This window comes from Chlorobaculum sp. 24CR (assembly GCF_004118635.1).
Classification (GTDB): domain Bacteria; phylum Bacteroidota; class Chlorobiia; order Chlorobiales; family Chlorobiaceae; genus Chlorobaculum.
This window is the reverse complement of the sequence record NZ_SDGU01000008.1, coordinates 1-26,337: the sequence shown is the minus strand read 5'-3', so window position 1 is coordinate 26,337 and position 26,337 is coordinate 1. Positions and strand designations below refer to the sequence as shown.

General features: G+C 59.4%; 28 protein-coding genes. 19 read left to right on the top strand and 9 right to left on the bottom strand.

Annotation, left to right across the window (positions count from 1 at the left end; all coding sequences use genetic code 11):
• Both EST62_RS13710 and EST62_RS01670 read right to left on the bottom strand, forming a co-directional pair.
• Nucleotides 1–91 (bottom strand): TusE/DsrC/DsvC family sulfur relay protein (locus tag EST62_RS13710; protein ID WP_167599110.1); only part of this gene is annotated, 91 nt, incomplete at its 3' end.
• A gap of 384 nt (nucleotides 92–475) precedes the next feature.
• The gene (locus EST62_RS01670) at nucleotides 476–1,876 is read right to left on the bottom strand and encodes a cobyrinate a,c-diamide synthase (RefSeq protein WP_245153391.1); all 1,401 of its coding nucleotides are present in this window, start codon (nucleotides 1,874–1,876) and stop codon (nucleotides 476–478) included.
• 234 nt (nucleotides 1,877–2,110) lie between these two features.
• On the opposite strand from EST62_RS01670, the gene EST62_RS13860 reads away from it, so the two are divergent.
• Nucleotides 2,111–2,245, top strand: a complete 135-nt coding sequence (locus EST62_RS13860; RefSeq protein ID WP_256372344.1) for a hypothetical protein — start codon at nucleotides 2,111–2,113, stop codon at nucleotides 2,243–2,245.
• 69 nt (nucleotides 2,246–2,314) lie between these two features.
• On the opposite strand, the gene EST62_RS13345 is transcribed toward EST62_RS13860, so the two are convergent.
• Entirely contained in the window at nucleotides 2,315–2,668 is a 354-nt protein-coding gene (locus tag EST62_RS13345) for a hypothetical protein (RefSeq protein ID WP_167599109.1), read from the bottom strand.
• 46 nt (nucleotides 2,669–2,714) lie between these two features.
• On the opposite strand from EST62_RS13345, the gene EST62_RS01660 reads away from it, so the two are divergent.
• Together EST62_RS01660 and gatB are read left to right on the top strand one after the other, a co-directional pair.
• Nucleotides 2,715–3,263 (top strand): hypothetical protein, encoded by a 549-nt coding sequence (locus EST62_RS01660; RefSeq protein WP_129050373.1) that lies wholly within the window; start codon nucleotides 2,715–2,717, stop codon nucleotides 3,261–3,263.
• A 45-nt stretch (nucleotides 3,264–3,308) separates the two neighbouring features.
• Nucleotides 3,309–4,736: an Asp-tRNA(Asn)/Glu-tRNA(Gln) amidotransferase subunit GatB gene (gene gatB / locus EST62_RS01655; protein ID WP_129050372.1), complete on the top strand. Its 1,428-nt coding sequence runs from the start codon at nucleotides 3,309–3,311 to the stop codon at nucleotides 4,734–4,736.
• 106 nt (nucleotides 4,737–4,842) lie between these two features.
• On the opposite strand, the gene xseB is transcribed toward gatB, so the two are convergent.
• Nucleotides 4,843–5,139, bottom strand: coding sequence for an exodeoxyribonuclease VII small subunit (xseB, locus tag EST62_RS01650; protein WP_129050371.1), 297 nt, complete (start codon nucleotides 5,137–5,139; stop codon nucleotides 4,843–4,845).
• A gap of 69 nt (nucleotides 5,140–5,208) precedes the next feature.
• Between xseB and obgE the strand changes: the two genes are divergently transcribed.
• The 11 genes from obgE to corA all read left to right on the top strand — a co-directional run bounded on the left by obgE (nucleotide 5,209) and on the right by corA (nucleotide 17,036).
• A complete protein-coding gene (obgE, locus tag EST62_RS01645; RefSeq protein WP_129050370.1) occupies nucleotides 5,209–6,216 on the top strand; it encodes a GTPase ObgE in 1,008 nt (335 codons plus the stop codon).
• Nucleotides 6,203–6,676, top strand: a complete 474-nt coding sequence (locus EST62_RS01640) for an N-acetyltransferase (RefSeq protein ID WP_129050375.1) — start codon at nucleotides 6,203–6,205, stop codon at nucleotides 6,674–6,676. Before obgE ends, EST62_RS01640 begins: the two co-directional genes overlap by 14 nt.
• 15 nt (nucleotides 6,677–6,691) lie before the next feature.
• Nucleotides 6,692–6,958 (top strand): HPr family phosphocarrier protein, encoded by a 267-nt coding sequence (locus EST62_RS01635; protein ID WP_129050369.1) that lies wholly within the window; start codon nucleotides 6,692–6,694, stop codon nucleotides 6,956–6,958.
• 30 nt (nucleotides 6,959–6,988) lie between these two features.
• A complete protein-coding gene (locus tag EST62_RS01630; RefSeq protein WP_129050368.1) occupies nucleotides 6,989–8,131 on the top strand; it encodes a glycosyltransferase in 1,143 nt (380 codons plus the stop codon).
• On the top strand, nucleotides 8,128–8,988 hold the full coding sequence (locus EST62_RS01625) for a glycosyltransferase family 2 protein (RefSeq protein WP_129050367.1): 861 nt from the start codon (nucleotides 8,128–8,130) through the stop codon (nucleotides 8,986–8,988). The genes EST62_RS01630 and EST62_RS01625 overlap by 4 nt, the downstream gene beginning before the upstream one ends.
• Nucleotides 8,985–9,566 carry a methyltransferase domain-containing protein gene (locus EST62_RS01620; RefSeq protein ID WP_129050366.1) on the top strand — a complete coding sequence of 194 codons (582 nt, stop codon included), beginning with the start codon at nucleotides 8,985–8,987 and terminating at the stop codon, nucleotides 9,564–9,566. The genes EST62_RS01625 and EST62_RS01620 overlap by 4 nt, the downstream gene beginning before the upstream one ends.
• The gene (locus EST62_RS01615) at nucleotides 9,550–10,710 is read left to right on the top strand and encodes a glycosyltransferase (protein WP_167599108.1); all 1,161 of its coding nucleotides are present in this window, start codon (nucleotides 9,550–9,552) and stop codon (nucleotides 10,708–10,710) included. The genes EST62_RS01620 and EST62_RS01615 overlap by 17 nt, the downstream gene beginning before the upstream one ends.
• Nucleotides 10,707–12,203 carry a polysaccharide biosynthesis C-terminal domain-containing protein gene (locus EST62_RS01610; protein WP_129050365.1) on the top strand — a complete coding sequence of 499 codons (1,497 nt, stop codon included), beginning with the start codon at nucleotides 10,707–10,709 and terminating at the stop codon, nucleotides 12,201–12,203. The genes EST62_RS01615 and EST62_RS01610 overlap by 4 nt, the downstream gene beginning before the upstream one ends.
• A complete protein-coding gene (locus EST62_RS01605) occupies nucleotides 12,200–14,587 on the top strand; it encodes a hypothetical protein (protein WP_129050364.1) in 2,388 nt (795 codons plus the stop codon). The genes EST62_RS01610 and EST62_RS01605 overlap by 4 nt, the downstream gene beginning before the upstream one ends.
• The gene (locus EST62_RS01600; RefSeq protein ID WP_129050363.1) at nucleotides 14,584–15,867 is read left to right on the top strand and encodes a hypothetical protein; all 1,284 of its coding nucleotides are present in this window, start codon (nucleotides 14,584–14,586) and stop codon (nucleotides 15,865–15,867) included. The genes EST62_RS01605 and EST62_RS01600 overlap by 4 nt, the downstream gene beginning before the upstream one ends.
• A 74-nt stretch (nucleotides 15,868–15,941) precedes the next feature.
• Nucleotides 15,942–17,036: a magnesium/cobalt transporter CorA gene (gene corA, locus EST62_RS01595; protein ID WP_129050362.1), complete on the top strand. Its 1,095-nt coding sequence runs from the start codon at nucleotides 15,942–15,944 to the stop codon at nucleotides 17,034–17,036.
• Nucleotides 17,037–17,049: 13 nt separating this feature from the next.
• Here corA and EST62_RS01590 read toward each other — a convergent pair whose 3' ends face one another.
• The 3 genes from EST62_RS01590 to EST62_RS01580 form a co-directional block, all read right to left on the bottom strand.
• On the bottom strand, nucleotides 17,050–17,361 hold the full coding sequence (locus EST62_RS01590; protein WP_129050361.1) for a type II toxin-antitoxin system RelE/ParE family toxin: 312 nt from the start codon (nucleotides 17,359–17,361) through the stop codon (nucleotides 17,050–17,052).
• Nucleotides 17,358–17,561, bottom strand: a complete 204-nt coding sequence (locus EST62_RS01585) for an addiction module protein (protein WP_129050360.1) — start codon at nucleotides 17,559–17,561, stop codon at nucleotides 17,358–17,360. Before EST62_RS01585 ends, EST62_RS01590 begins: the two co-directional genes overlap by 4 nt.
• 104 nt (nucleotides 17,562–17,665) lie before the next feature.
• A complete protein-coding gene (locus EST62_RS01580; protein ID WP_167599107.1) occupies nucleotides 17,666–18,133 on the bottom strand; it encodes a YqhA family protein in 468 nt (155 codons plus the stop codon).
• Nucleotides 18,134–18,461: 328 nt separating this feature from the next.
• On the opposite strand from EST62_RS01580, the gene EST62_RS01575 reads away from it, so the two are divergent.
• From EST62_RS01575 to EST62_RS01560, 4 genes are all read left to right on the top strand, one after another.
• A complete protein-coding gene (locus EST62_RS01575; protein ID WP_129050359.1) occupies nucleotides 18,462–19,058 on the top strand; it encodes a DUF6338 family protein in 597 nt (198 codons plus the stop codon).
• A gap of 2 nt (nucleotides 19,059–19,060) precedes the next feature.
• The gene (locus tag EST62_RS01570; protein ID WP_129050358.1) at nucleotides 19,061–19,243 is read left to right on the top strand and encodes a hypothetical protein; all 183 of its coding nucleotides are present in this window, start codon (nucleotides 19,061–19,063) and stop codon (nucleotides 19,241–19,243) included.
• Nucleotides 19,244–19,370: 127 nt separating this feature from the next.
• A complete protein-coding gene (locus tag EST62_RS01565) occupies nucleotides 19,371–20,876 on the top strand; it encodes a papain-like cysteine protease family protein (protein WP_129050357.1) in 1,506 nt (501 codons plus the stop codon).
• A complete protein-coding gene (locus EST62_RS01560) occupies nucleotides 20,870–21,067 on the top strand; it encodes a hypothetical protein (protein ID WP_129050356.1) in 198 nt (65 codons plus the stop codon). The genes EST62_RS01565 and EST62_RS01560 overlap by 7 nt, the downstream gene beginning before the upstream one ends.
• 145 nt (nucleotides 21,068–21,212) lie before the next feature.
• Here the strand turns inward: EST62_RS01560 and EST62_RS01555 are convergent, their stop codons facing one another.
• Together EST62_RS01555 and EST62_RS01550 are read right to left on the bottom strand one after the other, a co-directional pair.
• A complete protein-coding gene (locus EST62_RS01555; protein ID WP_129050355.1) occupies nucleotides 21,213–22,613 on the bottom strand; it encodes a flavodoxin family protein in 1,401 nt (466 codons plus the stop codon).
• A gap of 39 nt (nucleotides 22,614–22,652) precedes the next feature.
• Nucleotides 22,653–23,354 carry a TetR/AcrR family transcriptional regulator gene (locus tag EST62_RS01550; protein ID WP_129050354.1) on the bottom strand — a complete coding sequence of 234 codons (702 nt, stop codon included), beginning with the start codon at nucleotides 23,352–23,354 and terminating at the stop codon, nucleotides 22,653–22,655.
• A 156-nt stretch (nucleotides 23,355–23,510) separates the two neighbouring features.
• Between EST62_RS01550 and EST62_RS01545 the strand changes: the two genes are divergently transcribed.
• Nucleotides 23,511–26,337: TIR domain-containing protein (locus EST62_RS01545; RefSeq protein ID WP_167599106.1), on the top strand; the 2,827-nt coding region annotated here is incomplete at its 3' end.

Below are 26,337 nucleotides of genomic sequence, written 5' to 3'. Positions count from 1 at the left end.
TCACCGCCACATCCTCGGTCCAGTCATCCAGATTCACCAGATAGCCATTCTCGTCCGTCTCGACGCTCATGCCATTGATGTCAATTGCCATAATGATTCTCCTTGAATTGAGATATGATGTTGAAAATGAGTGCGGACGACGGTTATGTATCACGCCTCGCTCGATTATCGGTAATGTCGATATATGTTTATGTAGTTAATATCGTTTCAATTTTTCAACAGATCAGAACTTTTTCTTTGTCCGGTCTGCTCACCCGTAACCTGTCCGCAAGGACGCCGTGAATCCTGTGATGGCACTCAATCAGAAAACCCGGATTTCCAGAAAGTGATCTGTTTAAATAACGGCAGGTAATATCAGGTAGTTGACTACGGCGCTCCTTAAACCATTGAACAATGTAGTTAGCAAAATATCATGAATGAATCAAGCCTTCCGGGAAGAATTTGCCTATCGGCGAGAGGTGTAAGTTCAGACGTTCTACGTCAATCGCTGAATTCTGAACCTGTTGGCATGCGCGACAAAACGCTCCGCCCACTCCGGATGCGCCGCCACATGAAAATGGGCGTACGAAGCAAACAGGCTCTTGTACAGCAAGCCATCCTCGCGGCCAGTAAGGCCGAAGCCTTTGGCCACATCGAACTGGCAGGCGAGATCAACGCCGCCGTCAGCCGGTTTGGAATAGTGAAACTCATGCGCCCGAACCCGCTCGCCAGCAGCAAACCATTCCGAACCAGCGCGGCTTTCGAGTTCCAGATAACCGCACCCGGCGGGTTTCCGCTGGTAAGCAATATCCACCGGAAGCACTCCGGCGAGAGGCCATTGCTTGCCCTCCCACGTTGCGCTGCGGCACAGGTAAATCAGCCCGCCGCACTCGGCCCAGGTTGGCATTCCCGCTTCGATGCGCTCGCGCACATCCCGCAAAAGCCCGGCATTAGCGCTCAGTTCAGCGAAAAACGACTCCGGAAAGCCACCGCCAAGATAGAGTCCGTCGATCTCCGGGAGAGCGGTGGTTTTGAAGGTGTCGATAAACACCAGCTCGGCCCCGGCATCGCGCAGGGCGTCGAGGTTGTCGGGGTAGTAGAAGCAGAAGGCCACGTCACGAAAGACGCCGATTTTGACCGTCGCCTCTTTTTTCGACGACGGGACTTCGACCGCCTCCGGCAGCGGGAGCAGCGCTGCCTCATCGAAAAGGCTACGGATCGCGGCGAGGTCGCAGTGGCGCTCGACCTGCCCGGCGGCGACGCGGATGAAGGCCTCGGCATCCGAGGCCTCGCCGACCGTCACCAGGCCGAGGTGGCGTTCGGGCAGCAGCAGCGACGAGTCGGCGGGAATCGCGCCGAGCACGGGCGCGTTGCAGAAGGTTTCGATGGCTTGGCGCTGCTTCGACTCCTGCCGCGCGGTGGCGACATGGTTGAGAATGACGCCCGCGATCCTGACCTTCGGCGGCATCGCCTGGAGGCCGAGCACCTGCGCGGCCACGCCGCGATTCATCCGGCGGCTGTCGATCACCAGCAGCACCGGCGCGTCGAGCAAAGCGGCCAGACCGGCGCTGCTGTCCGATCCGGCCATATCGAGGCCGTCGTGCAGCCCGTGGTTGCCCTCGATCAGGGCGATGCTGCCCGGCCTCCGGGCGCAGCTCCGTGCGAAGGTATCGCGGCAAGCCGCCTCGCCCATCATCCAAGTATCGAGATTATAGCACTCGCCACCGCTCGCCACGCGGTGCCACATCGGATCGATATAGTCCGGCCCCTTCTTGAAACTCACGACCGGCACACCCTTTTCAGCCAAGAGCCGAAGCAGCCCCAAACTTACCGTGGTCTTCCCGGCGCTCTTCCACGAAGCCGAAATCACGAGCCTCGGAATCGAAATCAAAGCCAAATCAGCAACTCCTTACAGAATTTATTCGCTCGGACAATATCGCCAGAATACCCGCACATCACGGCACAGGCACATCGCCCATGAAACTTATCTTATTAAAAATCTATACGTTAGAATAGAGCTAACCTGCCTGGAGACGTAAATCTTAACCTATATAACTCTTCAACGGCATAGCGACAAAAAAGATTATGCAATCGCAGAGGAAAAGGTTTTTCGGAAAAAGTGAGGTTACGCATGCTAACCGAAGATGAGGGAAGAGAATTACAAATCACCGAAAAATGGCATGATATTTCATCTGAATATTTTAAAGTTATGCCCGCAAGAGGCTTTCTGCCAGTTGAAAATCGGCGGCTGATCGAGGAGATGTAACCATGAGTGAAGTGGCCCCCAGCCGTCAGACAGAATCGGGTCGAGTTTAAGCTGGTAACTCGCCGTTGTTCATGCAGCTGATTGCTGCTGTGTAACCTCTGACGACCCGTCAGAGGATTGCTTTTGAGAGAACTTGTCAACGATGCATGCGCCGCCACCCGTACCGCTTGCGTACACCTCGTCCGGGGTTCTGTACCCCAGCGACTGATGCGGCCAGGCTGAATCAAAATCGCCTTTCCCGACAAAGCTGTTGGCAACGATTTTGCAGGCATCCTCTGGAGAACTGCCGGGACGGCTCATCATTCCGAAAGATTCACCCCCGTTCAGCGTCCAATTTGTTGATTTCCCGGCTTTTTGCGCCTCGGCTCGCTCCGGGTTTTCAGGCTGGAAAATCGTACATTGCAGGCTGGCGTTGCATTGCAACTTTTTGCCGGTTTGTTTTTATTTGTCCAACGAAAAAACGGTTGCCATGATGAAGAGAGTACATTTGATGCGGGCGTTGCTGATCGCTTTGGCGGCGGTGACGATGCTTTTTGGAACGGCTCGCGCTGGCTGGGACCCCGCCGACGAGCATAATGCCGAACGGACGATCCGGACGTTCAGAAAAACCGATCCATCCCTTGAGCGCTTCTTTGAAAGAGCTTACGGTTACGCGGTCTTTACCGATATTTACAAGGGCGGCATTATTCTCATCGGCGGCGGGCACGGCAAGGGCGTGGTTTACGAAGAGGGGCGGCCCATCGGCAATTCAACCGTGACGATGCTCAATTTGGGGCCGCAGCTTGGCGGACAGTCCTTTTCCGAGATTATTTTCTTCAGGGATCGCGACGCGCTGGTCAATTTCACCAAAGGCAATTACGAGCTGAGCGCCCAGTTTGCCGTTGTGGCCGTCAAGGCTGGCATGGCCACCAATACCGATTATTCAAATGGCGTGGCTGTTTTCGCCATGCCAAACGCGGGGCTGATGGGTGAACTCACCGTCGGCGGACAGAAGTTCAGCTTCGAACCGTACCGGTGATGCGCTCGGCTTTCGAGAAAGTTTTTTTCACTATCTCATTTCCTGATGAACTATGAAATTGTCGTGGGCCTTGAGGTCCACTGCCAGCTCAATACCGAAAGCAAGGCCTTCTGCGGCTGCTCGGCAACCTTCGGCAAGGCGGCCAATACCAACGTCTGCCCGGTCTGCCTGGCCCTGCCCGGCGCGTTGCCGGTGCTGAATGCCCGCGTGGTGGAGGACGCCGTCAAGCTCGGCCTGGCCACCAACTGCACCATCGCCCGCCACTCCATTCTGGCGCGAAAAAACTACTTCTACCCTGACCTTCCCAAAGGCTACCAGATTTCGCAGTACGAGGAGCCGATCTGCTCGGAGGGGATGATCCACGTCGATCTCGACGAGGGGCGCAAGGAGATTCGCCTCGTCCGGATTCACATCGAGGAGGACGCTGGCAAGTCGATCCACGACATCGGCGACGACACCTACATCGACGTGAACCGCTGCGGCGTGCCGCTGCTCGAAATCGTGAGCTACCCCGACATGCGCACCTCGAAAGAGGCCTCGGCCTACCTGCAGAAGCTGCGCCAGATCGTCAAGTACCTCGGCATCTCCGACGGCAACATGGAGGAGGGCAGCCTGCGCTGCGACGCCAACGTGTCGGTCAGGCCGGTCGGCGCGACCGAGTACGGCACCCGCACCGAGATCAAGAACATGAACTCGTTCCGCAATGTCGAGCGGGCCATCGAGTACGAGGCCAAACGCCACATCGAGGTGATCGAAGGCGGCGGCGTGATCGTGCAGGAGACGCGCCTGTGGGACGCCGACAAGCTCGAAACCCGCTCGATGCGCGGCAAGGAGCACGCCCACGACTACCGCTACTTCCCCGATCCGGATCTGGTGCCGGTGCTGGTCGATGAGGGCATGATGCACCGGATGCTCCAGGAGCTGCCGGAGTTTCCGGAAGATCGCGCGGCGCGCTTCGTCTCGGAGTTCGGCATTCCCGACTATGACGCCGGGGTGCTCACCGTGGAGCGCGAACTGGCCGACTACTTCGAGGCGACGCTGACGGTTTCGGGTGACGCAAAGGCCTCGTCGAACTGGGTGATGGGCGAGGTGATGCGCACACTGAAGGAGAAGTACCTCGACATTCACGAGTTCGCCATTTCGCCCGAACGGCTCGGCGGCCTCATCAAGCTCATCAACGCAGGCGCGATCAGCAACACCATCGCCAAGCAGGTCTTCGAGATCATGCAGGCGGACGAAGCCGCGCCGGAGTCGATCGTCGAGCGCGAAGGGCTGGCGCAGGTCTCCGACACGGGCGCAATCGAGGTGGCGATCAGGGAGATTCTCGACGCGAACCAAAAGCAGCTCGAACAGTATCGCAGCGGCAAAACGCAGCTCTTTGGCTTTTTCGTCGGTCAGTGTATGCAGAAGATGAAGGGCAAGGCCAACCCGAAGGTGGTGAACGACATCCTCAAGTCGATGCTGGAGGGGTGATTCGACTCTCTCTCCCCCCGGACTGAAGTCCGGGGCAAGTGAAGAGAATGGAAGAGCGAATATCCGGAGGGTTGAAACCCTCCAGGGAAAGAAACCCTGAGGCTTCTCACCCCTCCATGCCGAACAGGTCGGCGGGTTTCGGAGGTTCAGGTTTCGCCGGTTTCGCGGGCTTTTCCGGCTGGGCGGCGGCTTGATCGGGATTGATCGTTTCGAGCTTCTTGCGAGTATCCTGCAAGCGCTTGCGGCACTCTCCGGCAACCGAAAGACCCTCTTCGTAAAGCGCGATGGAGTTCTCCAGCCCGGTTTCGGGATTTTCGATCTGGCCGGTCAGCTCTTCGAGGCGCTGGATCAGCTCTTCGATGGTCGGGGCGGTTGTCTGCTGTGATTTTCTGGATGCGGCCATCGGTCGGTCTGGTTTAAGATTCAGAGTAACTTAGGTAACGATAGCGATTATTACAAAAAGGATGGCAGCGTGAAGTTTGTCGATAGTGCGAAAATCTCGATAAAGGCCGGCGACGGCGGCCGGGGTAGCGTGAGTTTCAGAAGAGAGAAGTACGTGCCCAAAGGTGGGCCGGATGGCGGCGATGGCGGGCGTGGCGGCCATGTGTATCTGCGCGCCAACCGGCAGCTCGCCACGCTGCTCGACTTCAAGTACCGCAAGTCCTACATCGCCGACCGGGGCGAACACGGCATGGGCGCGCGCAAGAGCGGCAAGGATGGCAAGGACATCGTCATCGGCGTCCCCTGCGGCACGGTGGTGCGCAATGCCGAAACCGGCGAGATGATGTGCGACATGGTCGAGGACGGGCAGGAGGTGCTGATCGCCAAGGGCGGGCGCGGCGGCTGGGGCAACCAGCACTTCGCCACGGCGACCCGGCAGGCCCCGCGATTCGCCCAGCCCGGCGAGAAGGGCGATGAGTTCGAGCTTGAGATGGAGCTGAAGCTGATGGCCGACGTGGGCCTTGTCGGCTTCCCGAACGCGGGTAAATCGACGCTGATCTCGGTGCTCAGCGCGGCTCGCCCGAAGATCGCCGACTACCCCTTCACCACGCTGGTGCCGAACCTCGGCATCGTGCGCTACGAAGATTACAAATCCTTCGTCATGGCCGACATTCCCGGCATCATCGAAGGGGCCGCCGAGGGGCGCGGGCTGGGCATCCAGTTCCTGCGCCACATCGAACGCACCAAGACGCTCCTCGTTATGGTGCCGGCCAATTCGGAGGATATTGCCGCCGAGTACGAAACGCTGCTGAAGGAGCTTGAAAAGTTCGACCCCGCACTGCTCTCCAAGCCGCGCCTGGCGGTAATCACCAAGATGGACATCGCGCCGGAGGAGTTCGCCGTACCGGAACTCGATCCGGACGTGAAGGTCATCGCCATTTCGAGCGTGGCCGGTCAGGGCCTCAAGGCGCTCAAGGACGAGCTGTGGAGGCAGATTTCAGCTTCGAACCAAACTTCCGCGGATGATGCCGGCAACTGAGACCATCATCCGCCACGCACGGCTCAACGAGGCCGAACTGATCTCCGAACTGACCGGCACCTACGCCGGAAAAGGGATCATGCTCAAGCGACCGGTCGAGAATATTATCGAACATATCCGTAATTTCTTTGTTGCCGAACACAACGGGCAGCTCATCGGCTGCTGCGCGGTCGCCTTTTACTCGGTCAAGCTGGCCGAAATCCGCACGCTTGCCGTGGTTGACCAGTTCCGCGGCAAGGGGATCGGCAGCCTGCTGGTCAGAAAAGCCGAGTCCGTATTGACCGAAGAGGGGGTCAAGGAGGTGTTCGTGCTGACGCTCAGTCCCGGATTTTTCACCAAGATGGGCTATAAAGAGATCGAAAAGGAGTATTTTCCCCAGAAAATCTGGCGCGATTGCACCAACTGCCCGAAACTCATGGCGTGCGATGAAATCGCGATGGTCAGAACGCTTAACCATTAAAACCGATCCGTATCCGTGATTGTCCAGGAAGTGATCATAACCAACAGCGCGGGGCTGCATACCCGGCCTGCGGCGGCAGTCGTCAAGCTCGCCTCCAAATTCAAGTCCGAATTCTTCATCGAAATGGAGGGGTCGGCCATCAACGCCAAGTCGATCATCGGCGTCATGAGCCTGGCCGCGCCCAAGGGTTCGCGCATGGTATTGCGCCTGGAGGGGGAGGACGAAGCGGAAGCCGCCCGGCAGCTCATCGATTTTTTTGAACAGGGGTTCGGCGAGAAATAACTCCCGGCTGACCCCAAACCGGACGCGCCCTTGAAGCCTTTGCGGATAGCGCTGCTCAGCCCATTCCCCCCGTTCAAGGGGGGAATCGCGCGTTTCAGCGACCGGCTCCGGCAGGCGTTACAGGCTGCCGGTTGCGAGGTGCTTCCGGTTCCCTTCCGCCGCCTCTGGCCTCGCTGGCTGCTGAAGGGGCGTCCGGCGACAGAACCCGGCGCCGAGCCTTCGGCATCGACGCCGCTCTCCCTCGATCTGATGAATCCCTTCACCTGGTTTTCAGTGGCTCGCCAGCTTCGCCGGAGCTGCCCCGACGTGCTGCTCGTCGCCTGCTGGAGCGGCCTGCTCGCCCCGCTGCTGGCGTTCGTGCGGCGACTGGGCGGCCTGCCGACCGTGGTGCTACTGCACAACTTCACCGCTCACGAATCCATTCCGGGAGACGCAATGCTGAAGTGCTTGCTGGTCTCGTCGTCCGACGGCTTTCTCACCCTCTCCCGCAGCGTCGAGTCCGAGCTGCTCGGCTTCAGCCCCGACGCCCGCACCTGTTCGCTGTTCCATCCGCTCTACGAATCGCAAGCGCCAGCTCCATCCGGAGCCGATGCGCGGCGCAGGCTCGGCTTGCCGGAGGATGCGCCGGTGCTGCTCTTCTTTGGCTACGTCCGCGAGTACAAGGGGCTCGACACGCTGCTTGAAGCGATGGCCGCTGTCGTGCGTGAACTGCCTGCGGCCAGGCTCATGGTGGCCGGGGAGTTCTTCCTCGACTCGTCGCGCTTCCGGGAAGAGGCCCGGCGGCTCGGTATCGAACGCGCGGTCGTGTTCCGCGAAGGGTACGTGCCCGCCGGAGAGGTCGCCACGCTGATGGCCGCCGCCGATGCGGTGGTGCTGCCCTACCGCTCGGCCACGCAGTCGGGCGTCGCGCCGCTCGCGTTCGGCCACGGCGTACCGGTGATCGCCTGCAGCGCCGGTGGCCTCGAGGCGCAGGTCGAGCACGGACGCACCGGCTGGCTCGTCCGCCAGGAGGGAGCCGAAGCGCTGGCCGAGGGGATCGTCGAATTTTTCCGCGAGCGCGACCGGCTGCCGCTGGAGGAGGGCATCGCGGAGGTTTGCCGCAAGCTTTCGTGGCAATCGTTCGCTGCCGAAGCGGTCGCGTTTCTCGAAACGTGCTCCCGGAGGTCGGCATGAGCGGCGAAAAAACAGCGGTGATCGTGCTGAACTGGAACGGCGCGGCGGACACGCTCGCCTGCCTCGCCTCGCTCGCGAAGGTGCGGCAGCCGGAGTTCACGGCTATTCTGGCCGACAACGGTTCGACCGACGCTTCGGTCGGTCTCGTCCGCCGGGCCTTTCCGGAGGTCGAGATTCTCGAACTGCCCCGCAACCTCGGATTCGCGGGAGGCAACAACGCGGCGTTCCGGTCACTTCGCGGGCGCGGATTCAACAACGTGGTCTTTCTGAACAACGATACGGTGGTCGATCCCGGCTTTCTCCAGCCGCTGCTCGACGAACTGCAAAAACCGTGGGTGGGCATCGCCGCGCCGAAAATTCTTTACATGGACGATCCGGGGCGCATCTGGTACGCAGGCGGCGTGGTGCGCCCGGCGACCGGGCTGATCGGGCACACCGGCATCCGCCAGCCCGACGGGCCGCCGTTCGATACGCCGAAGCCGGTCGGCTACGCCACCGGTTGCTGCCTCGTGATGCGGTGCCGCGACTTCGAGGCGGTCGGCGGATTCGACGAGCGCTTCCGGATGTACGGCGAGGATGTCGATCTCTCGATGAAGGTGCGCGAGCGTGGCCTCGTCGTCATGTACCAGCCCGCGTCGCGCCTCTGGCACCGCGTCTCGGCGTCGTCCGGCGGCGAGATGAACCTTGGCAAGCAGCTCCGCAAAAGCGGCGCGGCCATGACGCTCTTCGCCAAGCACGGCATGTTCGGCGGCCTCTTGCTCTACCCATTGCTCTTGCCATTTCGCGCCCTGCTCGGCCTGCTGCGCTTCCAGCTTTTCCGGCGAGTGGCATCACAAGATCAGGAGGATTTTTCATGACGGGCGGGCAGCCATTCCGGACGGTCGTTGACCAGCGCTGGAGCGCCGATCCGGCTCACCGGATGCGGTGGGAGAAGAGCCTCGCCTTCGTCCGGGCCTCCGCAGCAATCCCGCTTCCGGCGCGGGCGGGACTCGACATCGGCGACCGTACGCCCGCGACCGCCATGCTCGAAGCGCATTTCGGCTGCCGGTTCGAGACCACCTCGGTCGATCTCGACACCGAGCCGCTGGATCGAACAAAACGCTATCCCGTGGTGACGGCGTTCGAGGTGATCGAGCACCTCTACAACCCGCTCCACCTGTTGCTCCAGATTCGCGACGCGCTCGATCCCGCGCCGTCGTCGCGCCTTTTTCTTTCGACTCCGGCGTGGAAGCCGGGTTTCCTGCAAAGCCACGACCACTTCCACGAAATGCCGAAACGCTCGCTCGACGCGCTCGTCGCGAGGGCCGGATTCGAGGTGGTGCGCAGCGCCGAATTCGGCATCCGTTCGCCGCTCTTTTGCCTGCGCGGCGTCCGCCCGATGCTGCGGTGCGTTTTCGAGAAAATCAGAATGTACGAGCTTGCGGCGCGGCGGTAACGACAGCGCGGAGCGGGTCGATCTCGTCTGGTTCTCTGAAATCCAGTGGGATTTTCTTTCGACCCGCAAGCAGCGGCTGCTCGCCCGTTTTCCGGAGGGGTGGCGCATTCTCTTCATCGAACCGTTCGCCGTGGGCCGCCGGAGCCACTGGCTGCCGGTGCAGCGCGGGCGCGTGACGGTCGTGACCGTGCCGTTCCTCAAAACCATTCCGCCCGGCAAGCCGCAGCTTTTCGACAATCCGTTTGTCCGCCGGGCCGTCACGCTTGCCGGGCGGTCCATTGCGGGATTCTGGTGCCGGGTGCCGGGATTTTCCGCCGCCGACCGGATCATCGGGCTGAGCAACATCTACTGGGGCGAGGCGGCGGCTTCGATGCCGTGCCGCTTGCGCTTTTACGACGCCAACGACGACCACCTCGGCTTTACGCCCTCGCAGCCGTGGCTGCGCGACTCGATGCGGCGGTTTGTCGAAAAAGCCGACCTGATTTTTTATGTCAGCGAGTTGCTGCTCGAAAAAATCAAACCGCGTCCCGATCAGCGCTGCGTCGAACTCGGCAACGGCGTCGAGTTCGATCACTTCGCCGCGCCGCGCCGCGAAACGCCGACAGAGCTGGCCGCGCTGCCGCGACCGATCCTCGGTTACGCGGGAGCGATGGACTGGCTCGATGCCGATCTCGTCGCGTCGGTCGCCAAAACGTACCCGAAGTACAGCGTCGTTCTCGTCGGCCCGGCGTACGCGCATGACTGGGCGGATCGTCACGCCGATTTGCTCGAATTGCCGAACGTTCATTGGGTCGGCAAGGTCGGCTACGACGAGCTTCCGGCCTGGCTGCAGCGCTTCGATCTGGCGCTGATGCTGCTCGAACGGAGTCCATTGAAGCGCGCCTCGCATCCGAACAAGCTCTACGAGTACGCGGCGGCGGGCGTGCCGATTCTTGCTATCGACTATTGCGATGCCGTCCGGCAGGCGCGGGATGTGGCGCATGTGGCCTCGACGCCGGAGGAGTTCGTGCGGCTCGTGCCCGCAGCGCTCGACGACGGGCGGAAAGCGGAGCGGCAGGCGTTCGCCCGGAAGCATAGCTGGAACGCGCTGGCCGCCGCGATGGTGCGCGAGTTGCGCAGCGCCATGCAACGGAGACGAAGGTGAAGCGCGAGGTGACTATCGCGCGGGAGGCCGCTGTTTCGATGGCCGGGTTGGTGTTCGGCCAAGCGGTGCGGTTCGGCTACAATCTTGCCGCCGCGCGGCTGCTCGGCGTCGATGCGCTCGGCGTGTATGCGCTCGTGGTTGCGGTGCAGCAGGTGGCCGAGGTGGTGGCGATTGGCGGCTACGACCTGGGTCTCTTGCGCTTCGTCAACCAGCGCCAGGGCGAGGCAAGGCGACAGACCATCGCCTCTGCCATCAAAAGAACTTCGCTTGCGGCCCTCTTCGCGGGGCTTCTGATCGCGCTCTTCTCCGGCCAGCTCGCCTCGCTTCTGCACGGCGGCGAGCTGTTGCGCATGACGCTGCTCGCGGTCGCCGTGGCGCTGCCATTGTCGGTGACGACCAGCATGGCCGGGTTCGCCATTCAGGCGCATCAACGCCTCATGCCAAAAATGGTGGCGACGCAAATCATCATGCCCGGCCTCTTTCTCTTCTCGATGCTTGTTGCTCGCCAGCTCTGGGGACGCGAGGCCGCGCTGGCGCTGCCCTTCGTGATTGCGCCACTCGCGGCGATGGCGTGGATTCTGCCGGGCTTCAGGCGGATGACCGGCGTCGAGCTGAACGATGTGCTCCGCGCCGGGAGCAACCGGGAGCTGAACCGCTTCGCCCTGCCACTGCTCGCCGTGGCGTTTTTCTCGATCCTGTCGCACTGGATCGACGTGGTGATGCTCGGCCTGTTGACCGACGTCGGCACGGTCGGCCTCTACCAGCCCGCCGCCCGCACCGCCGGGCTCTTGCGCTCCGTCTTGCTGGCCTTTTCCGGAATCGCCGCGCCGATGATCGCCGCCTGTCACGGACGGCAGGATTACGGCGGCGTCCGGGCGACCTACGAGATGGTCACGCGCTGGACGCTGACGCTGGTCATGGTGCCGTTTCTCCTGCTCGTGCTCTTTCCCGGCGAGGCGCTTTCGGTGTTCGGCAAGGGATTTGCCGGCGGGGCGGTGGCGATGGCGATGCTCTCCGTTTCATCGCTGCTCTTGGCCTGGTTCGGCCTCGGCAGCACGGTGCTCGCCATGAGCGGCGGCGAGCGACTGAGCATGATGAACCAGGCTGGAGCGCTCGTGCTTCAGGCGGTGCTGCACTGGCTTCTGATTCCGCGATTCGGGCTGAACGGCGCGGCGCTCTCGACGCTGATTGTCATGGCGCTCCTGACGCTCGCGCGGATGGCGGAGCTGCGCCATCTGCTGGGGATTCCGTACCTCTCTGCCGCGCTCTGGAAGCCGACGGCGGCGGGCGTCGTTGCCGGGGGGGTGATGCTTGGCGTCCGGTACGCCGCGCCGCCGATGCCACCGCTGGCGCTGCTCGCCGTGGCGGGCGCGGCGGGCTTGGCGCTCTACGCGCTCCTGATCCGGGCGTTCCGGTTGGAACCGGAGGAGACGGAGGTTATTTTCAAGCTCTTTCCTTTTCTGAAACGTAACCGGTCGAACGAAGCTCCGTGAAAAAAGTTGCCTGGCCGTACCTGGCCGCCATAGTCCTGTTTGCCCTTTTGCTCGCCGTTCCTTTCGGCCCGATGCTCACGTTGCAGTTCGTGCCGGGATCGCCCGACAGCGTCACGCCGATGGCGCTCGACAAGGCGCTTCAGGCGTTGCAGAAAAGCTCCGGCCACTACCCGCTCTGGCAGCCCTGGACATTTTCGGGAATGCCCACCGTGGCGGCCTTCAGCTACCTGAGCGGCCTCTATCTGCCGAACCAGCTCTTCGGCTTCCTGCATCTCGACCCGATGTACATTCAGCTCCTGCACCTCGTCTTTGCCGGAATGGGGGGCTTCGTGCTCGCCCGTCGGCTTGGTCTCGGCAGTACGGCGGCCTTTCTGGCGGGGTCGGCCTTCATGCTCAATCCCTACATGACCGCCATGCTCGTTTACGGCCACGGCAGCCAGCTCATGACGGCGGCGTACATGCCGTGGGCGCTCTGGGCGGCGATTCGCCTCGCTGAACGCGGCAGCCTTTCCGATGCCGGACTCTTGGCGCTCGTGCTCGGCTTGCAGCTCCAGCGCGCCCACGTGCAGATCGCGTGGTATTCGTGGATGCTCGTCCTGCCGCTGCTCGCAGTGAAAATTCTGGTTGAAAAGCGGGAGGGGGTCTCGAAAATAAAGAGCGGCGGACTCGCCCTCGCGGCGCTTGCGCTCGGCGTGGCCATCGCCTTGCAGGTCTATCTTCCGGCGCTCGGCTACCTGCCTTTCTCGGCTCGCGGCGGCGCGGGCGATCCCGCCAAAGCGTACGCTTACGCCACGATGTGGTCGATGCATCCGGCGGAGCTGCTCACCTATCTCATGCCCGGCGCGTTCGGCTTCGGCGGCGTCAGCTACTGGGGCTTCATGCCCTTCACCGATTTTCCACACTACGCGGGCCTCGTCGTGCTTGGTCTGGCCATCGCCGGAGCAATCGCGGGCCGCAAGAAGCCAGTGGTGCTTTTCCTCGCCGCCATGACGCTGCTCGCGCTCCTGCTCTCCTTCGGCAACTTTTTCAGCCCGGTCTATGACCTCTTCTACCACTTCGCGCCCAAGTTCAGCTCCTTCCGGGTGCCCTCGATGGTGCTCGTCGTCGTGGCGCTCTCTGTCGCGCTGCTCGCCGGTTATGGCCTTCAGGCCTTGCTCGACAAGCCGCTCGACGCTTCGTCGCCGTTGCTCAAGTGGGGCGGCATCGCTGTCGGCGTGGCGGCGGTGCTCTTTCTCACCTTTGAAGGGGGACTCGAACAACTGCTTCGCGCCGCGTTTCCGCCGGTGCCGATCGACAACTACGATCTGGTGACGATGGTCGGCAACCTGCGCTGGGAGCTGTGGCGCGGCAGCCTGTTCGTGCTGATCGTCGCCTCGGCGGCCATTGCCGGATTGCTGTGGCTCGCCGCGCGGAAGATGATCGGCGCGCAAGCGGCGGCCATCGCGCTCGTCGCGCTTTCGTGCGCCGACCTCGGCTGGATCGACCACAGGATCGTTTCGCCCAACGAGCGCTCGCTGCGGGCCTCTGTGCTGGTGGAGCGCGCCTCGCTCGACCGGGCGCTCGAAGAGGACGACGTGACCCGCTTCCTCGCCAGCCGCGAGGGGGCGTTCCGCATCTATCCGGTTGGCCGCCTCTTTGCGGAGAACAAGTTCAGCCTTGCGGGCGTCGAATCGGTTGGCGGCTATCACGCGGCCAAGCTCGGCCTCTATCAGGAGCTGCTCGCCCGCACCGACAACCTCGCCAACCTCGACGTGCTCCGGATGCTCAACGCCCGGTACCTCCTCAGCCCCGCTCCCATCAGCAATCCCGCCCTGAAGCCGGTGTTTGCCGGAAAGCTGAAGCTCGTCTCCGGCGAAACGCCGGTCGCCGTCTATGAGCTTGCGGGCGCGATGCCGAGAGCGTGGTTCGCGCCGTGGGCGCTCGCCGCAGAGAGCGATGGCGAGGCCATCGAGGCGGTGATGGCCGGGCGGAGCGCCGACGGCGGCGTGGTCGTGACCGGAGCGCCGTGGCGCGGCGTGAAGCGCTTCTCGGGCGGCGAAGTGCTCGCGATGCAGCGGAGCGCCGAGTCGATGGCGCTGAAGGTTCGTGCCGAGGGCGAGGCGCTCGTCGCGGTAAGCGAAGTCTTTTATCCCGAACGCTGGAAGCTGACAGTCGATGGCCGCGAGCAGGAGACGCTCAAGGTCGATGGCGTCATTCGCGGCGTCGTGGTGCCGCCGGGCGAGCACGAGGTGCGCTTCGTCTATGACCGCAGCCGCTTCGAGACAGGCCGCGCGGTCTCGCTCGTCGCCACGCTCCTGTCGCTCGGCCTCGTCGCCACCGGCGTCATCGCGAGGCGCGGAAGGTCGAAAATCTCGAAAGCAAAAAAACCATCGGGCAAACCGTGAGCAAAGTTCTGATTCTCACCCGCAACTTCCCGCCCTACGTCACCGGCGGCGCATCGAGGGCCTGGAAGTTCGCCACCAATTTCGCCGCCATCGGCTGGTCGCCGGTTGCCGTCGCCCCTCCCGCCATCGCCGGCATGGCGGCGGGCGTCAGCTCCGGCGCGAACGGCGTCAGCGAGCTGTACCGTACGGCCCCCGACCTCGACGCGGGCGACCTCGATGCCGTCGCCCGCTGCTCGCTCCTGCTCGGCCAGGAGGTTCCACAACGGAAGCGCCCGTTCAGGGGCAAGCTGGCCCGCCAGTTCAAAAGCGTGACCGACGGCTCGCTCTGGCAGAAAAGCGCCGAAGCCACCGTCGAGCAGTTGCTCGAACAGGATCCGGAGATCGACCTCCTTTACGCGCAAGGCCCGCCGCTGGAGCCGCTCATGCTCGCGCTTGACGTCACGAGGCGGCGCTCGCTGAACCTCATGCTCGACATCACCGCGCCGCTCGATCCGGCGATGCCCGCGCCCGGAGCCTCCCGCTCTTCGGCCGCCGCCAAAGCCGAAGAGCGCATTCTGCTTTCGGGCGTGCCCATCCTGACGCCGAACCGTTTTCTCAAAGAGTATTTCCTCAAGAAATATCAGGGACGGCTCGATCACAATCTGGTGACTATTGTGCCTCCGGCCTTCGATCCGTCGCATCCGGCCTTCCGGCGGCAGGAGTCGAAAACGCCCGGCACGGTGCTGCGCGTCGCGCTGCTGGTGGACGAGCTGCCCAAGGCCGACCTCAAGGCGCTCCTCGCCGGTCTCGATGCGTGGATTCGCGCCGACGGCATCGCGGCGGGCGGACTCGAACTGGAGCTCTTCGGCGATGGCGTACCGGAGCTGCTGCGCCGCGCCGCAAAAAAGCCGATCCGGCAACTCTTCGTTCTCGATGAAACCGGCGGCATCGACCGCGAACTGGAGAGGTGCAGGAACACGGCGTTTTTCTGCGCCGTGCTCGGCAACAGCGCCGCCAGCACGGCCATCATGCCGGATCGGCTGATCGATGCGCTCGGCATGGGGTTGCCGCTCTGCGCCGTCGCGCCCGAAGGCGAAGCGTCGCGGCTGGCGGTCGAGTCTGGCGGCATGTGCGCGCCCGCCGGAGACGCAGGAGCGATCATGGAGCTGTTTCGCGCGATGGCCTCCGGCTGGTCGTTCGGCAACCTGCAAGCCGCGCCCGACTGGCTCCGGGAGCGCCACGCTATCAGCGCCGTCATGCAGGAGCTGACCAGAGCCATCGCCAGCCAGCCATTGATCTGACGAAGCGCTCCGCAGGCCACTCTCCGACACCGACCACTGACGACAAAGGCGGGCAAACCATTGATGATGTGCCGATGAACAAAAAGAACCACAAGCGGAAGCATGAAAAACGGGTCTTCAGAAGCCGCACCAAATCGTTCGGCCAGCCGCCGGGCGCGCTCATCCACATTGGCGAACGGAAGGTCGAAAAGACGCAGATCACGGCCATCGGATACCGCGAAGGAGAGTCCGTCACCATCGCCGTCAAAGACGCCGCCGAGTGCCTCGCCCTGAAATCACGCTTCAGGGTGCTCTGGATCAATGTCGATGGCCTGCATGAAACCGGAGTGATCGAAACGTTCGGCAACCTCTTCGGCATCGACTCGCTGACGCAGGAAGATATTCTGCACACCGGTCAGCGTCCGAAGATCGAGGATTTCGAGCGCTATCTCTACATGACACTCCAGATGCTCGATTTTAACCGCGAGCACGGCGAAATCGAGCGCGAGCAATTGAGCATCATTCTCGGCGCGGACTACGTCATCTCCTTTCAGGAGAAGCCGGGCGACACGTTCGACCCGGTGCGGCAGCGCATCAGGAGCGCCGTATCAAAGATAGGGAAGCATGGGGCCGACTTTCTTGCCTACGCGCTGGTCGATGCGGTGGTCGATCACTACTTCTCGGTGCTCGAAGAGATCGAAAACCGCATCGACTCCCTCGACGCCGAGATGCTGGCCGACTTCAACCCGGAGACCTTCAATGCCCTGAACGCCCTGAAGCGGGAGCTTGTCATTTTCCGCAAAACCGTCTGGCCGCTGCGCGAAATCATTGGCAGCGTCACGCGGGCCGATTTCGAGGTGGTGGGCGATGCGGTCGAACCCTATTTCCGGGATGTGTACGACCACATCATCGAGGTAATCGACACCGTCGAAGTGTTCCGCGAGATCGTTACCGGTATGCACGAAAACTGGCTGGCGGGGGTCAACAACCGGATGAACGAAATCATGAAGTTCCTCACCATGATCGCCACGATCTTTATGCCACTGTCGTTCATCGCGGGCGTTTACGGCATGAACTTCAGGAACATGCCGGAGCTGAACCTCTGGTGGGGCTACTACGCCGTACTCGGCGTCATGCTGCTGATCGTCTTCGGTTTCCTGAAATACTACCGGTCGAGGAGGTGGTACTGAGGGGTTCCGCCATTTATGAACGACCGGCGATAGTCTTTTTTATCCAGGAGGGATCACGGCGCATGGGCAAAACGGCGAATACCACGACAGCCGCGCCTTTGATGTCATAGTAGATGGCGTAGGGGAAACGCCTTGCGATGAGTTTGTACAGACCGAAATGGCGAGGATGCGCGCCTGCGTAAAGGTAGAGGGATTCGATGTCGCTCAGCAAAGAGTCCCAGAAATACTCTCCAAGCCAGAGTTCGTTCCGGGCATAAAACCGTCTGCCATCGCTCAGGTCATCGAAAACCTCATCGAGGACGACGACCTCGGGGGGCGCAATCATGCCGGTTTCATCCTTTTCAGCTCGTCGAGCGTGAGAAATCGAGCCTCTCCCTTTTCGACGCGCCGCTGCCTCGCGGCAAGCACCTCCTCATGCCACGCGGGCGACTCTGGCAACTCCTCCTCGGCCAGCGAATCCCATATCTCTTCCATGATTTTCACCCGCTCGCGAGGGGGAAGTTTTTTAATGGCTTTGATATTCATGACGGTTCAATCCGGATTGCATTGCGCTGTTTAGAACAGAATAGTATCGAAAACGAGGTTTTGCAACCGCTTCTTCTGCGACGGACATCGCCTCTTTCCGGCGGCTACTTCTTCTTGCTGCCAACAAAATAAGTCAGCCCCGCCGTGACCAGCGCGATGGCTCCGCCGAGCCAGATTAGCTCCTGCTCGCCGTGCCATTTGATCACATGACCGAGAAAGACCACCGCCATGACCACGACGATGACGCCGATCAGCTTGTTTTTCAGATCGTCGAGCGTATGGATGACCAGCCAGTCCGGCAGGGGCAGCGTGTCGTCGATGAACAGCTCGTACAGCCCCAGCGAAATGATGAAAAAGACCGTGCCGAGCAGGAACAGGTCGATGGCCTCAATGAAGCCAAGCACGAGCAGTTTGCCCGTTTTGCCGGAAATCTCTGCGTGCATAATGGCGTCGGCGATAATCTGAAACACCGACACGCCGCCATACACGAGTAGCGTGAGCGCGGCAAAGAACGATCCCAGAACAGCGATGAGCACAAGGTACCGGCTTGACGAGAGCAGTTTTTGCATCATGATTCGGTGAGGTTATGATTGTGCATTGACTGCGCGCAAGTTACGCAATGATAGGGGGAAATGGAATTGTTTTGAGGGGTGAGCCGGGTTCGTGGTTGTTGAAAGGGAATAGCAACTGGAAATGTCTATGTATATGGCTGTGATTGAAAATTGTGAGAGAAATAGTTACATTAAATTTACAAGAAATGTTTAGCTGAGTTTGTTTGTGAAGTAATGCTTGCCCAGTATGTGTTAACAGCACCTTTTAGGGGCCAACGAGCGGATCATGCATAGCTATTATCACCCCAACTATCCTTATGATAATGAGGACGGATAAACTTGTAAATTCATGGACATCTGGACGACTGACAAGTTTCTGCTTTTTTTTGCGTTTGTGATCCCGGGCTTTATCAGTATCAAGTGCTATGAGTTGCTGTTCCCTGGCCCTGAGCGCGCTTCATCGGAGAAGGTGATTGATGCAATTGCCTATAGCTCAATGAATTATGCCATTCTCGCTTACCCAATCATCGCTGTTGAGCAGAGTGACGTTATGAGCCAGAATCCATGGCTTTATTTCGTGTTTTATGTATTTTTTTTATTTGGGTTTCCGGTGCTTTTGGTCTTTTTGTGGAGATTTCTGCTTACTCGCGAATTTCTGCAAAGAGTCGTCCCTCACCCTGCAGGAAAGCCTTGGGATTATGTGTTCGCTCAGAGGAAGCCGTACTGGGTCAAGGTGACCTTGAAGAATGGCACGGTCATTGCGGGCAAGTATGCTGAGAACTCATTTGCTTCAAGCGCCCCTGCCGATGAGCAGATTTATCTCGAAGAGACGTGGTTGGTGAATGAACGCGGCGGTTTCGAGAGAAAAAAGAATTCAACAGCCGGAGTGATTATTCTGGCTGACGATATTTCTTATGTCGAGTTAAGAGAATTATTAATGAAATAGTTATGCCTGATAATAAGAAGCCGATCAATGAGGGGTGGAAACCTGAGAAAATCGACAAGGGTTATCAGCCGGCAAAACCAAAAGAGGTTCCCATAGGCGACTCAAAGCCATTGGGTGGCTATCAGCCAACGACAAGTTCCGGAGAGGGCTCGATAAAAAAACCGATACCTCCGGGTGATGAGTGATGTTTCGGTAACAAGATGGCCGCATGAGTGTTTTTGCGCCCAGTAAGTCTCGCGCTTTTAAGCTTTTGCTTGAATTTCTGAAGTTTTTTTGGCGTTGCCATAATTAACAAGATTTATTGCTTGCTGCATGAGTATAAAAATTTACATAGCTACCAGAGATGACTGGCCAGAGTTGATCATTACTAAGCTTTTACGGATGCAGTATGGCCTTGATGACGACTGGTGCGTACAAATCTATGAAGAGCATGTGAAGCCTCATCTTGACGTTTTGAGGGAAGACATCTGTATCTTAGCTGAAACAGCTTATGTTGATTTTTTTTATCGAGACAGCTATTATCATTACTTTTCTTCGAAATTAAAGTCTTATCATCGTGATTGTCTGCGCTTGTCCCTATTCAGTGGGGAGGTTTCTGAAAATGATTTTGCGGACCCTGATAAATACGATGATCTCAAGCAGAGATATCTCGGTTTTTATGTTCTTCGCCCGACTTTTCCTAATGTTGTCGGACGAAGTGTAATCTCTCCTAAAGCCCTTGAAAATAATGATATACGAATCTGTTCCTGTGTTTTCAATACGACGGTTTGCGGTCTTAAATTTCAGGTTTCAGGATTTCCTCATGCATCTCAGGATACCGAGATAATAACCTGTGCAGAAACGACATTATGGGCGATTATGGAATATTTTGGAGGCAAGTACTCTTATTACAAGCCAACATTGCCATCAAAAATAATTCAGCAGTTGCAATCGATATCCTTTGAACGACAGATACCCTCAAGGGGGCTGAATGTTCACCAGATATCTTATGCTCTTAAAGAATATGGGTTTGGGACAAGAATTTATTCGAGAGAGGGGTATGGTGGGGAGGAGTTTGAAAAGTTGTTGAGCTGCTATGTCGAGAGTGGCATTCCTTTGGTAGTGGCTTTAGAAAATGATGCTTCGGATATTGCCCATGCTCTTCTGGTTGTTGGACGTGAAAATGATTGCAGCGACAGGGTTGAGAGTATAAGCTGTTTTTTAGAAAAAGAGAGAAATATTACTATATATGACTATGATAGTGTTCCCAAGCGCTTTGTTTTTGTTGATGATAATAAGCCGGTTTATCGCAAAGCCTGTTTGTCCGATCCGGCGGCTCATTATGATTCGGATAGCTGGAAGCAGTGCAAGATAACGCACTTTATCGTCCCACTGTATCCAAAGATTTATCTTGAAGCGTATGAGGCAAAACGCCATATAAGAAAATTTCTTTTATTCGGGCCACACCCGATCAATGAAAATGCCGAGATTGTATTGAAGATATTTCTTGCGTCGAGCAGGTCGTACAAGCACGAGTTAATGCGGGACAAGGGGGTTAAAGGTGATATGAAAACCCTTATAGAGGAGATGTCGATGCCAAAGTTTATCTGGATTGGAGAAATTAGTACGATGGTGGATATTCGAGGTAAAAAGGCGAATGGCCTTGTGATTCTGGATGCAACGGAGCCTAACCGCCAGTCCTTGAATAATCCATTGATTATGGCTGCTTATGATGGGAACTTTTTCGTGATTAACAGCATTTCCGGAAAATTAGAGAAAAAAAAGCTACATTACGAACCTTTTTCAATTTATGAACATAATCTTAAATCGCAATGTTGAAGGAAATCAGTAAGACAGATAAGATCAATCAGCGACTGCTGGATGAGAAAAAGGTCACGACCCTTGACGAGCCCAAGCATTTGGAAGCTATCAGGGCCATGAACATCCAGATGGACCAGGTCAGGAGAGAGTATCAGGTCAAGGACAGAAAGTCGCAGATAACCGCTGCCAATGTTATTCTTACCCGTTAACTCAGGTCTCCGACAGGGCGAGACATAATGAAAAGTTTCCCCCATTATACTGGCCTTTTTCTTCTTGCCTCAAGAAAGGTCTGCACCGCTCACCGCCGCGACGAGTTCCTCTGTACCTGTTGGCGGATTATTACCGTTGATTAGATTATACTTCTTTTTCAAGCTGGTAATGAGTTGTACTCTGAGCTGCTCCCAATCTAAAGATGGGGGGGCTTTCTACGCCTATAATCTGCGTTCTCTTTCCTCCCCGCACCCCATACGGCATTGCGTCAAGCTCGCGCCTGACGCCATTCTCCCGTCCCTCTCGCTTCCACCGCATCCCGCCGATCATCCGGTAGAGCCAGCCGGGCACGAACGGTTTAGCGAGTTGTCGCTTTGCCTCTTCGGGCACGGCGTGACCTTTGCCGAGCGCTTCGGCGACGCGGTCGAGGGCTTGCCTGTAGGGCGTGGCCATGCCGCCAAGTTCCGTGAGTTTCTGGCCGTGCACCAGCCCTTCGCCGCCGCCGATGGCGATGCCGCCCAGCCAGCGCAGTCCGCTCGCTTCGGCAAAAATGGCGCAGGTGGCGAGCGCATGATCGTTATGGCGCGATTCGATGAAGCCGCAGTTGGCAATCGCCATGAGGCCGCCGTGCTGCGGTTTGCCTGCGCGGCGCCGCACGATCTCCCGCATGGCGGCGAGCACCGGCGCGGCGAGGCTGTCGATGTAGAGCGGAAAGGCGAGAATGCAGAGGTCGGCGTGGTCGATAGCCTCGAACATCGCCCGGAGCTTCACGCCGTCCTGCATTGCGCGGTGGATGCAGAGCGTTTCGGTTGCGACGCCCTCTGCTTCGATCCGTTCGAGCAGGTAGCCGCCGAGCGAGGCCGACGAGCTTTTCGCCATGCGCGGGCTGCCGACCAGCAGCAGCGCGCTCTTCGGCGCGGCGTCGAGCGAAATCGCGGCTGGCGGTGGCGGGAGCAACTCGGCCGTTCGCTTTTCCGTGCCATCGAACCGCTGCATCAGCTCGTCGAGCCGGGAGGCGAGCGCCGCCTCGTCGTCGGTTCGCCCGATCACTCCCCATGCGCTGCGCCCGGCGTGGAAGTTGATTGCGTTGCGCCACGCCAGGTGGCGGAACATGGCCGCCTGTGCGTCGTTCGCCCCGTCGCTCCAGCCGATCGCCAAGAGGTCGGGGTAGCGCTCGTAGCGCTTTTGGTGGTGCGACTCGCCGCCGATGGTCGTGAAAAATGGCGAGATGTTGGCGATGAAGTGGTCGAGCATTCGCTTCAGCTCCGGCGAGTACGCGCCGAAAGAGACCGGAGTCAGAAAAACCGCCAGGTCGCTCTGGATGAATTTTGCCGAAAGCTCGCGGTTGTCGTCGTCGAAAACGCACAACCCCGGCGTCTTCAGCCAGCACCCGAAGCAGCCCGAGCAGTTGGCGATCCTCCTGTCGCGCAGTACGACCGGCTCCGTTTCGTAGCCTCGCGCGGCCAGCACATCGCCCAGCATCTCCGTCATTCGCTCACAGCCGGGGTCGCCTGCCGGTGATCCGTCAAAGATGGTCGCCTTCATGGTTGTTCCTCCCGTTGATGATTTGTCTTGATTTGTCCGCTACGCGCCGACCGGACGGACGAATTGCCGGGCGATGGCGTCGAGCTCGAATTCGTAAAGCGCCGCGCCGTCGCTGGCGAATGGCGGCAGCTTGCCGGTAATCTCCAGCGATACGAGGCCGTGCACCCGGCTCCAGATGAGCAGCGCGACGGAGAGCACGGTGAGCATGGTTTCGTCACCCCCAGCCATGGTATCACAAAATCCTTGCGTGTTTTCGACCTGCGGCAGAGGAATGCCTTGCGGATCGATCATGCCCAGCGCGTACAGCTCGCCGATGGTGCTGGTGAGGGCGCTGATCGAGCGCATCATGACCGGCCTTACCTCCTGCATCGGGGGTATGTAGTCCGGCACCGGATTGCCAAAGATGAGCAGGTAGCGGTGCGGATGGTCGAGCGCCCACTGCCGGTACGCCAGCCCGGTGGCGCGGAGCCGTTCGATCTCCTTGCTTGGCCCGGCGACGGCGTCCCGCGCGGCGAGTTGCCGGTCGCCGAAGGAGCTGAATGCGTCGATGATGAGGGCCGTTACCAGCGCGTCGCGATCCGGGAAATAGTTGTAGATGGCCGGTGCGGTGATGCCAAGCGCCCGCGCGATTCCGCGAAGCGAGAGCGCCGAAGCGCCAGACTCGGTGATCTGCCGCCATGCGGCCTCTTTGATGATCTCCGGCAGATTCGTCAACTGCCTCTTTTTTGAAGGTCGTGCCATAGTTGAAAAAGTTTACAGTGTAAATTTACACTGTAAGATAACAATTCCAAAACGAATCTTTCCGGGCTGGATCAAGTTTCCCCCGATTGCCGGATGCCTTGCCATTTCTCTATATTCGTTTTACGCCATTTCCCCAATAGATCTGACCAGAAAATCATGCCCGAACACCAGCGCCAAGAGCACGTATCCGCCGAACTGTCGCAGGATGCCAGCAATGTCGAACAAGCGATGAAACCCGCTTTAGCCGAAATGGCGGACTATATGTCATCGGAAGCGGTGGAAATCAAGGCGAAGATCAAGCCGCGCATCGAAATTTTCCTGTCGTATGCGCACTATGATAACAGCGTCAAGAAAAGATTCGCCGAAGAGTTAAAAGCCAGACTTGGATCATCGAAACGTTATCAGTTTGTCCTGCACGATGATAAAGGTCTGCTTTGCGGCGACCGGTGGCATGATGAATTGCAGGATTGGCTATCCCGATGCGACTATGGCATCCTGCTTGTATCGAGCCACTTTCTGGCAAGTACCTACATACAGGAACACGAGATTCCTGTACTTCAGGACAAGAGCTTTCCTGTAGCCCTCAAGCCTATTGATCTCAAAAATCAGGAGCTGCATGGACTTGAGCACCTCCAGATTTTTTTCCTTGATGAAAAACCCTTTTCAGGCGTTAGCGGCCCAAACCTGCAAAACTTTGTCAACAAGCTGGCGGATGAAATTGAACAGCGGATACAAAAGCATCGTGAAGAAAGCATACAAACTGACGAAGCAGATGCCGATGTCGAATACGCTGTCTGCTTCGCCGACGGCGCTCGGAAGCTCACCGAGGGGCATCTGAAATTCAAAGGCTCGCTGTACGAGTGCGAGCGGTTCATCGAAGGGCGCGCCAATCCCGGCATCATCTCGCATCAATCGAAAAGCGAGTCGGCGGCGGATACCGTGCTGGCGCGGCCTTACATCCTGAGCTGGGCGCTGGATTCCGACGTGCCGTTTTTTGCGCTGCTTGGCGATTTCGGGACGGGCAAAACCTTCACCTGCCGGATGCTGGCGCGACAGATCAATGCGCTGCATGACGAAGCGCCGGAGTCAGTGCCGCTGTGCGTCTATATCGATCTGCGGCGGGTTTCGACGCGGGTCGGCACGGAAAAGAAAGTGCCGCGCCTTGCCGACATTCTGCGCGACGCCATCGACTTCACCAGAGACCCCCTCGACAGGAGCATTGTCACTCCTGAAAAAATAATTGAACTTGTGCGTTCGAACCAGGCGCTGATTATTTTTGACGGTCTCGACGAAAAGACGGTGCACTTCACGCCGGAGGAGACTAACCTGTTCATCGCTGAACTCTGGAGCATCCGGGAGCAGCGAAGCGGCAAGGAGAGCGCTCCGCCACAGGGCAAAATCCTCATCAGTTGCCGCACCCACTACTTCCGCGACGCCATCGAGCAGAACACGCTTTTTCTCGGCAGGGATCGCGAAGGGCGCACCCGCGAGGAGTACCGCTCCTGCACCCTGCTGCCGTTCGACACGGCGCAGATCAGGGAGTACCTGGAGAAGCGGCTCGGCTGCGATGGCGACAAGATCGACCGGATCGTCGAGCTGTTCGGGAAGGTGCACAACCTCAGCGATCTCGCTTCGAGGCCATACACCCTCAACCTCGTCACGGAGTTCATTCCGGACATCGAACGGCTCGCCGCCGAAAACGCGCAGGTCAACACGGCCACGCTTTACGACACCACGGTCGAGAACTGGCTGGCGCGGGACGAGGGCAAGCACGAGTTCAGCACGCCGCACAAGAAGCGGCTCATGAAGTCGCTGGCCGCCGAAACCCACCGGCGCGGCGGCGAAGGGCTGGAGACGGACGAACTCGACGAATGGCTCGACCTGTGGCTGGCTGACCACCCGGCGATCAGTGAGGCTTATCGGGGAGAAAAGCCCCGCGAAACGCTCAAGAAAGACCTGCGCACGGCCACCTTCATCATCCGCGAGGAGGCGGACAGCTTTTCCTTCGCCCACACCTCGTTGCAGGAGTATTTCCTTGCCGGATTCATCGTCGATGCCTTGTCGGCGCGGCAGTTCGAGCCGCAGGAACTTGAGATGAAGATACCGTCGAAAGAGACGCTCGACTTCGTGGCCGACATGCTCGCCGCCGATGTGCGGAAAGGCGAAAAGGTGGTCGCGGCGCTCGCCGCGATCCTCGAAGCCGCTTACCGCAAGGAGGTTTCGGAACTTGCCTTCGCCCTCTGGCTGAAGCTGCACGAGCGCGGAACGCGCACCCCCGCGCCGCGAACGGTGCATCTCGAACGGGCCGAGCTTGCCGGATGGATTATCGGCAACCTGAACCTTTCGGGCGCACGCTTCGACGAAGCGAACCTGAGAGGCACGAGCTTCCGCAACACCGTGCTCGTCGCCGCCTCGTTCCGCCGCGCCAACCTCGTCAACGCTGAGTTCCTCGCCTGCAACGCCGCCGGAGCCGACTACTCGCAAGCCAACGCCGTAGCCGGGATCTGGCGAAACACCGACCTGCGCAAAAGCCGCTGGACTTTCGCGGAACTCCGGCTTGCCTCGTTCGTTGAATGCAAAGCAACCAGCATGACAGAGTTCCCTGATACGAAAGAATATGTCGCCGCAGGGTGCGAAGGGATCGTCAGTTCGTCACTTCCTGCCAAAGGAAAATGTTCGATCTACGACGGCCATTCCGGAGCCGTCATGGCCGCCGCATTCAGCCCGGACGGATCGCGCATCATTTCCGGCTCTGACGACAACACCCTCAAGCTCTGGGATGCCGCATCCGGCAACTGCCTCTTGACTCTCTCCGGACATTCCGGAACCGTCACAGCCGCCGCGTTCAGCCCGGACGGATCGCGCATCATTTCCGGCTCTCGTGACAACACCCTCAATATCTGGGATGCCGCATCCGGCAACTGCCTCATGACCCTCTCCGGACATTCAGACGGGGTCTCTGCCGCAGCTTTCAGCCCGGACG

Coding starts and splice junctions, on each gene's coding strand:
- gatB (WP_129050372.1), top strand. CDS start 3,309: ATGAACTATGAAATTGTCGTGGGCCTTGAGGTCCACTGCCAGCTCAAT.
- EST62_RS01660 (WP_129050373.1), top strand. CDS start 2,715: ATGATGAAGAGAGTACATTTGATGCGGGCGTTGCTGATCGCTTTGGCG.
- EST62_RS01590 (WP_129050361.1), bottom strand. CDS start 17,361: ATGATTGCGCCCCCCGAGGTCGTCGTCCTCGATGAGGTTTTCGATGAC.
- EST62_RS01640 (WP_129050375.1), top strand. CDS start 6,203: ATGCCGGCAACTGAGACCATCATCCGCCACGCACGGCTCAACGAGGCC.
- corA (WP_129050362.1), top strand. CDS start 15,942: ATGAACAAAAAGAACCACAAGCGGAAGCATGAAAAACGGGTCTTCAGA.
- EST62_RS01585 (WP_129050360.1), bottom strand. CDS start 17,561: ATGAATATCAAAGCCATTAAAAAACTTCCCCCTCGCGAGCGGGTGAAA.
- EST62_RS01575 (WP_129050359.1), top strand. CDS start 18,462: ATGGACATCTGGACGACTGACAAGTTTCTGCTTTTTTTTGCGTTTGTG.
- EST62_RS01570 (WP_129050358.1), top strand. CDS start 19,061: ATGCCTGATAATAAGAAGCCGATCAATGAGGGGTGGAAACCTGAGAAA.
- EST62_RS01550 (WP_129050354.1), bottom strand. CDS start 23,354: ATGGCACGACCTTCAAAAAAGAGGCAGTTGACGAATCTGCCGGAGATC.
- EST62_RS13860 (WP_256372344.1), top strand. CDS start 2,111: ATGCTAACCGAAGATGAGGGAAGAGAATTACAAATCACCGAAAAATGG.
- EST62_RS01625 (WP_129050367.1), top strand. CDS start 8,128: ATGAGCGGCGAAAAAACAGCGGTGATCGTGCTGAACTGGAACGGCGCG.
- EST62_RS01560 (WP_129050356.1), top strand. CDS start 20,870: ATGTTGAAGGAAATCAGTAAGACAGATAAGATCAATCAGCGACTGCTG.
- EST62_RS01620 (WP_129050366.1), top strand. CDS start 8,985: ATGACGGGCGGGCAGCCATTCCGGACGGTCGTTGACCAGCGCTGGAGC.
- EST62_RS01580 (WP_167599107.1), bottom strand. CDS start 18,133: ATGATGCAAAAACTGCTCTCGTCAAGCCGGTACCTTGTGCTCATCGCT.
- EST62_RS01555 (WP_129050355.1), bottom strand. CDS start 22,613: ATGAAGGCGACCATCTTTGACGGATCACCGGCAGGCGACCCCGGCTGT.
- EST62_RS01565 (WP_129050357.1), top strand. CDS start 19,371: ATGAGTATAAAAATTTACATAGCTACCAGAGATGACTGGCCAGAGTTG.
- xseB (WP_129050371.1), bottom strand. CDS start 5,139: ATGGCCGCATCCAGAAAATCACAGCAGACAACCGCCCCGACCATCGAA.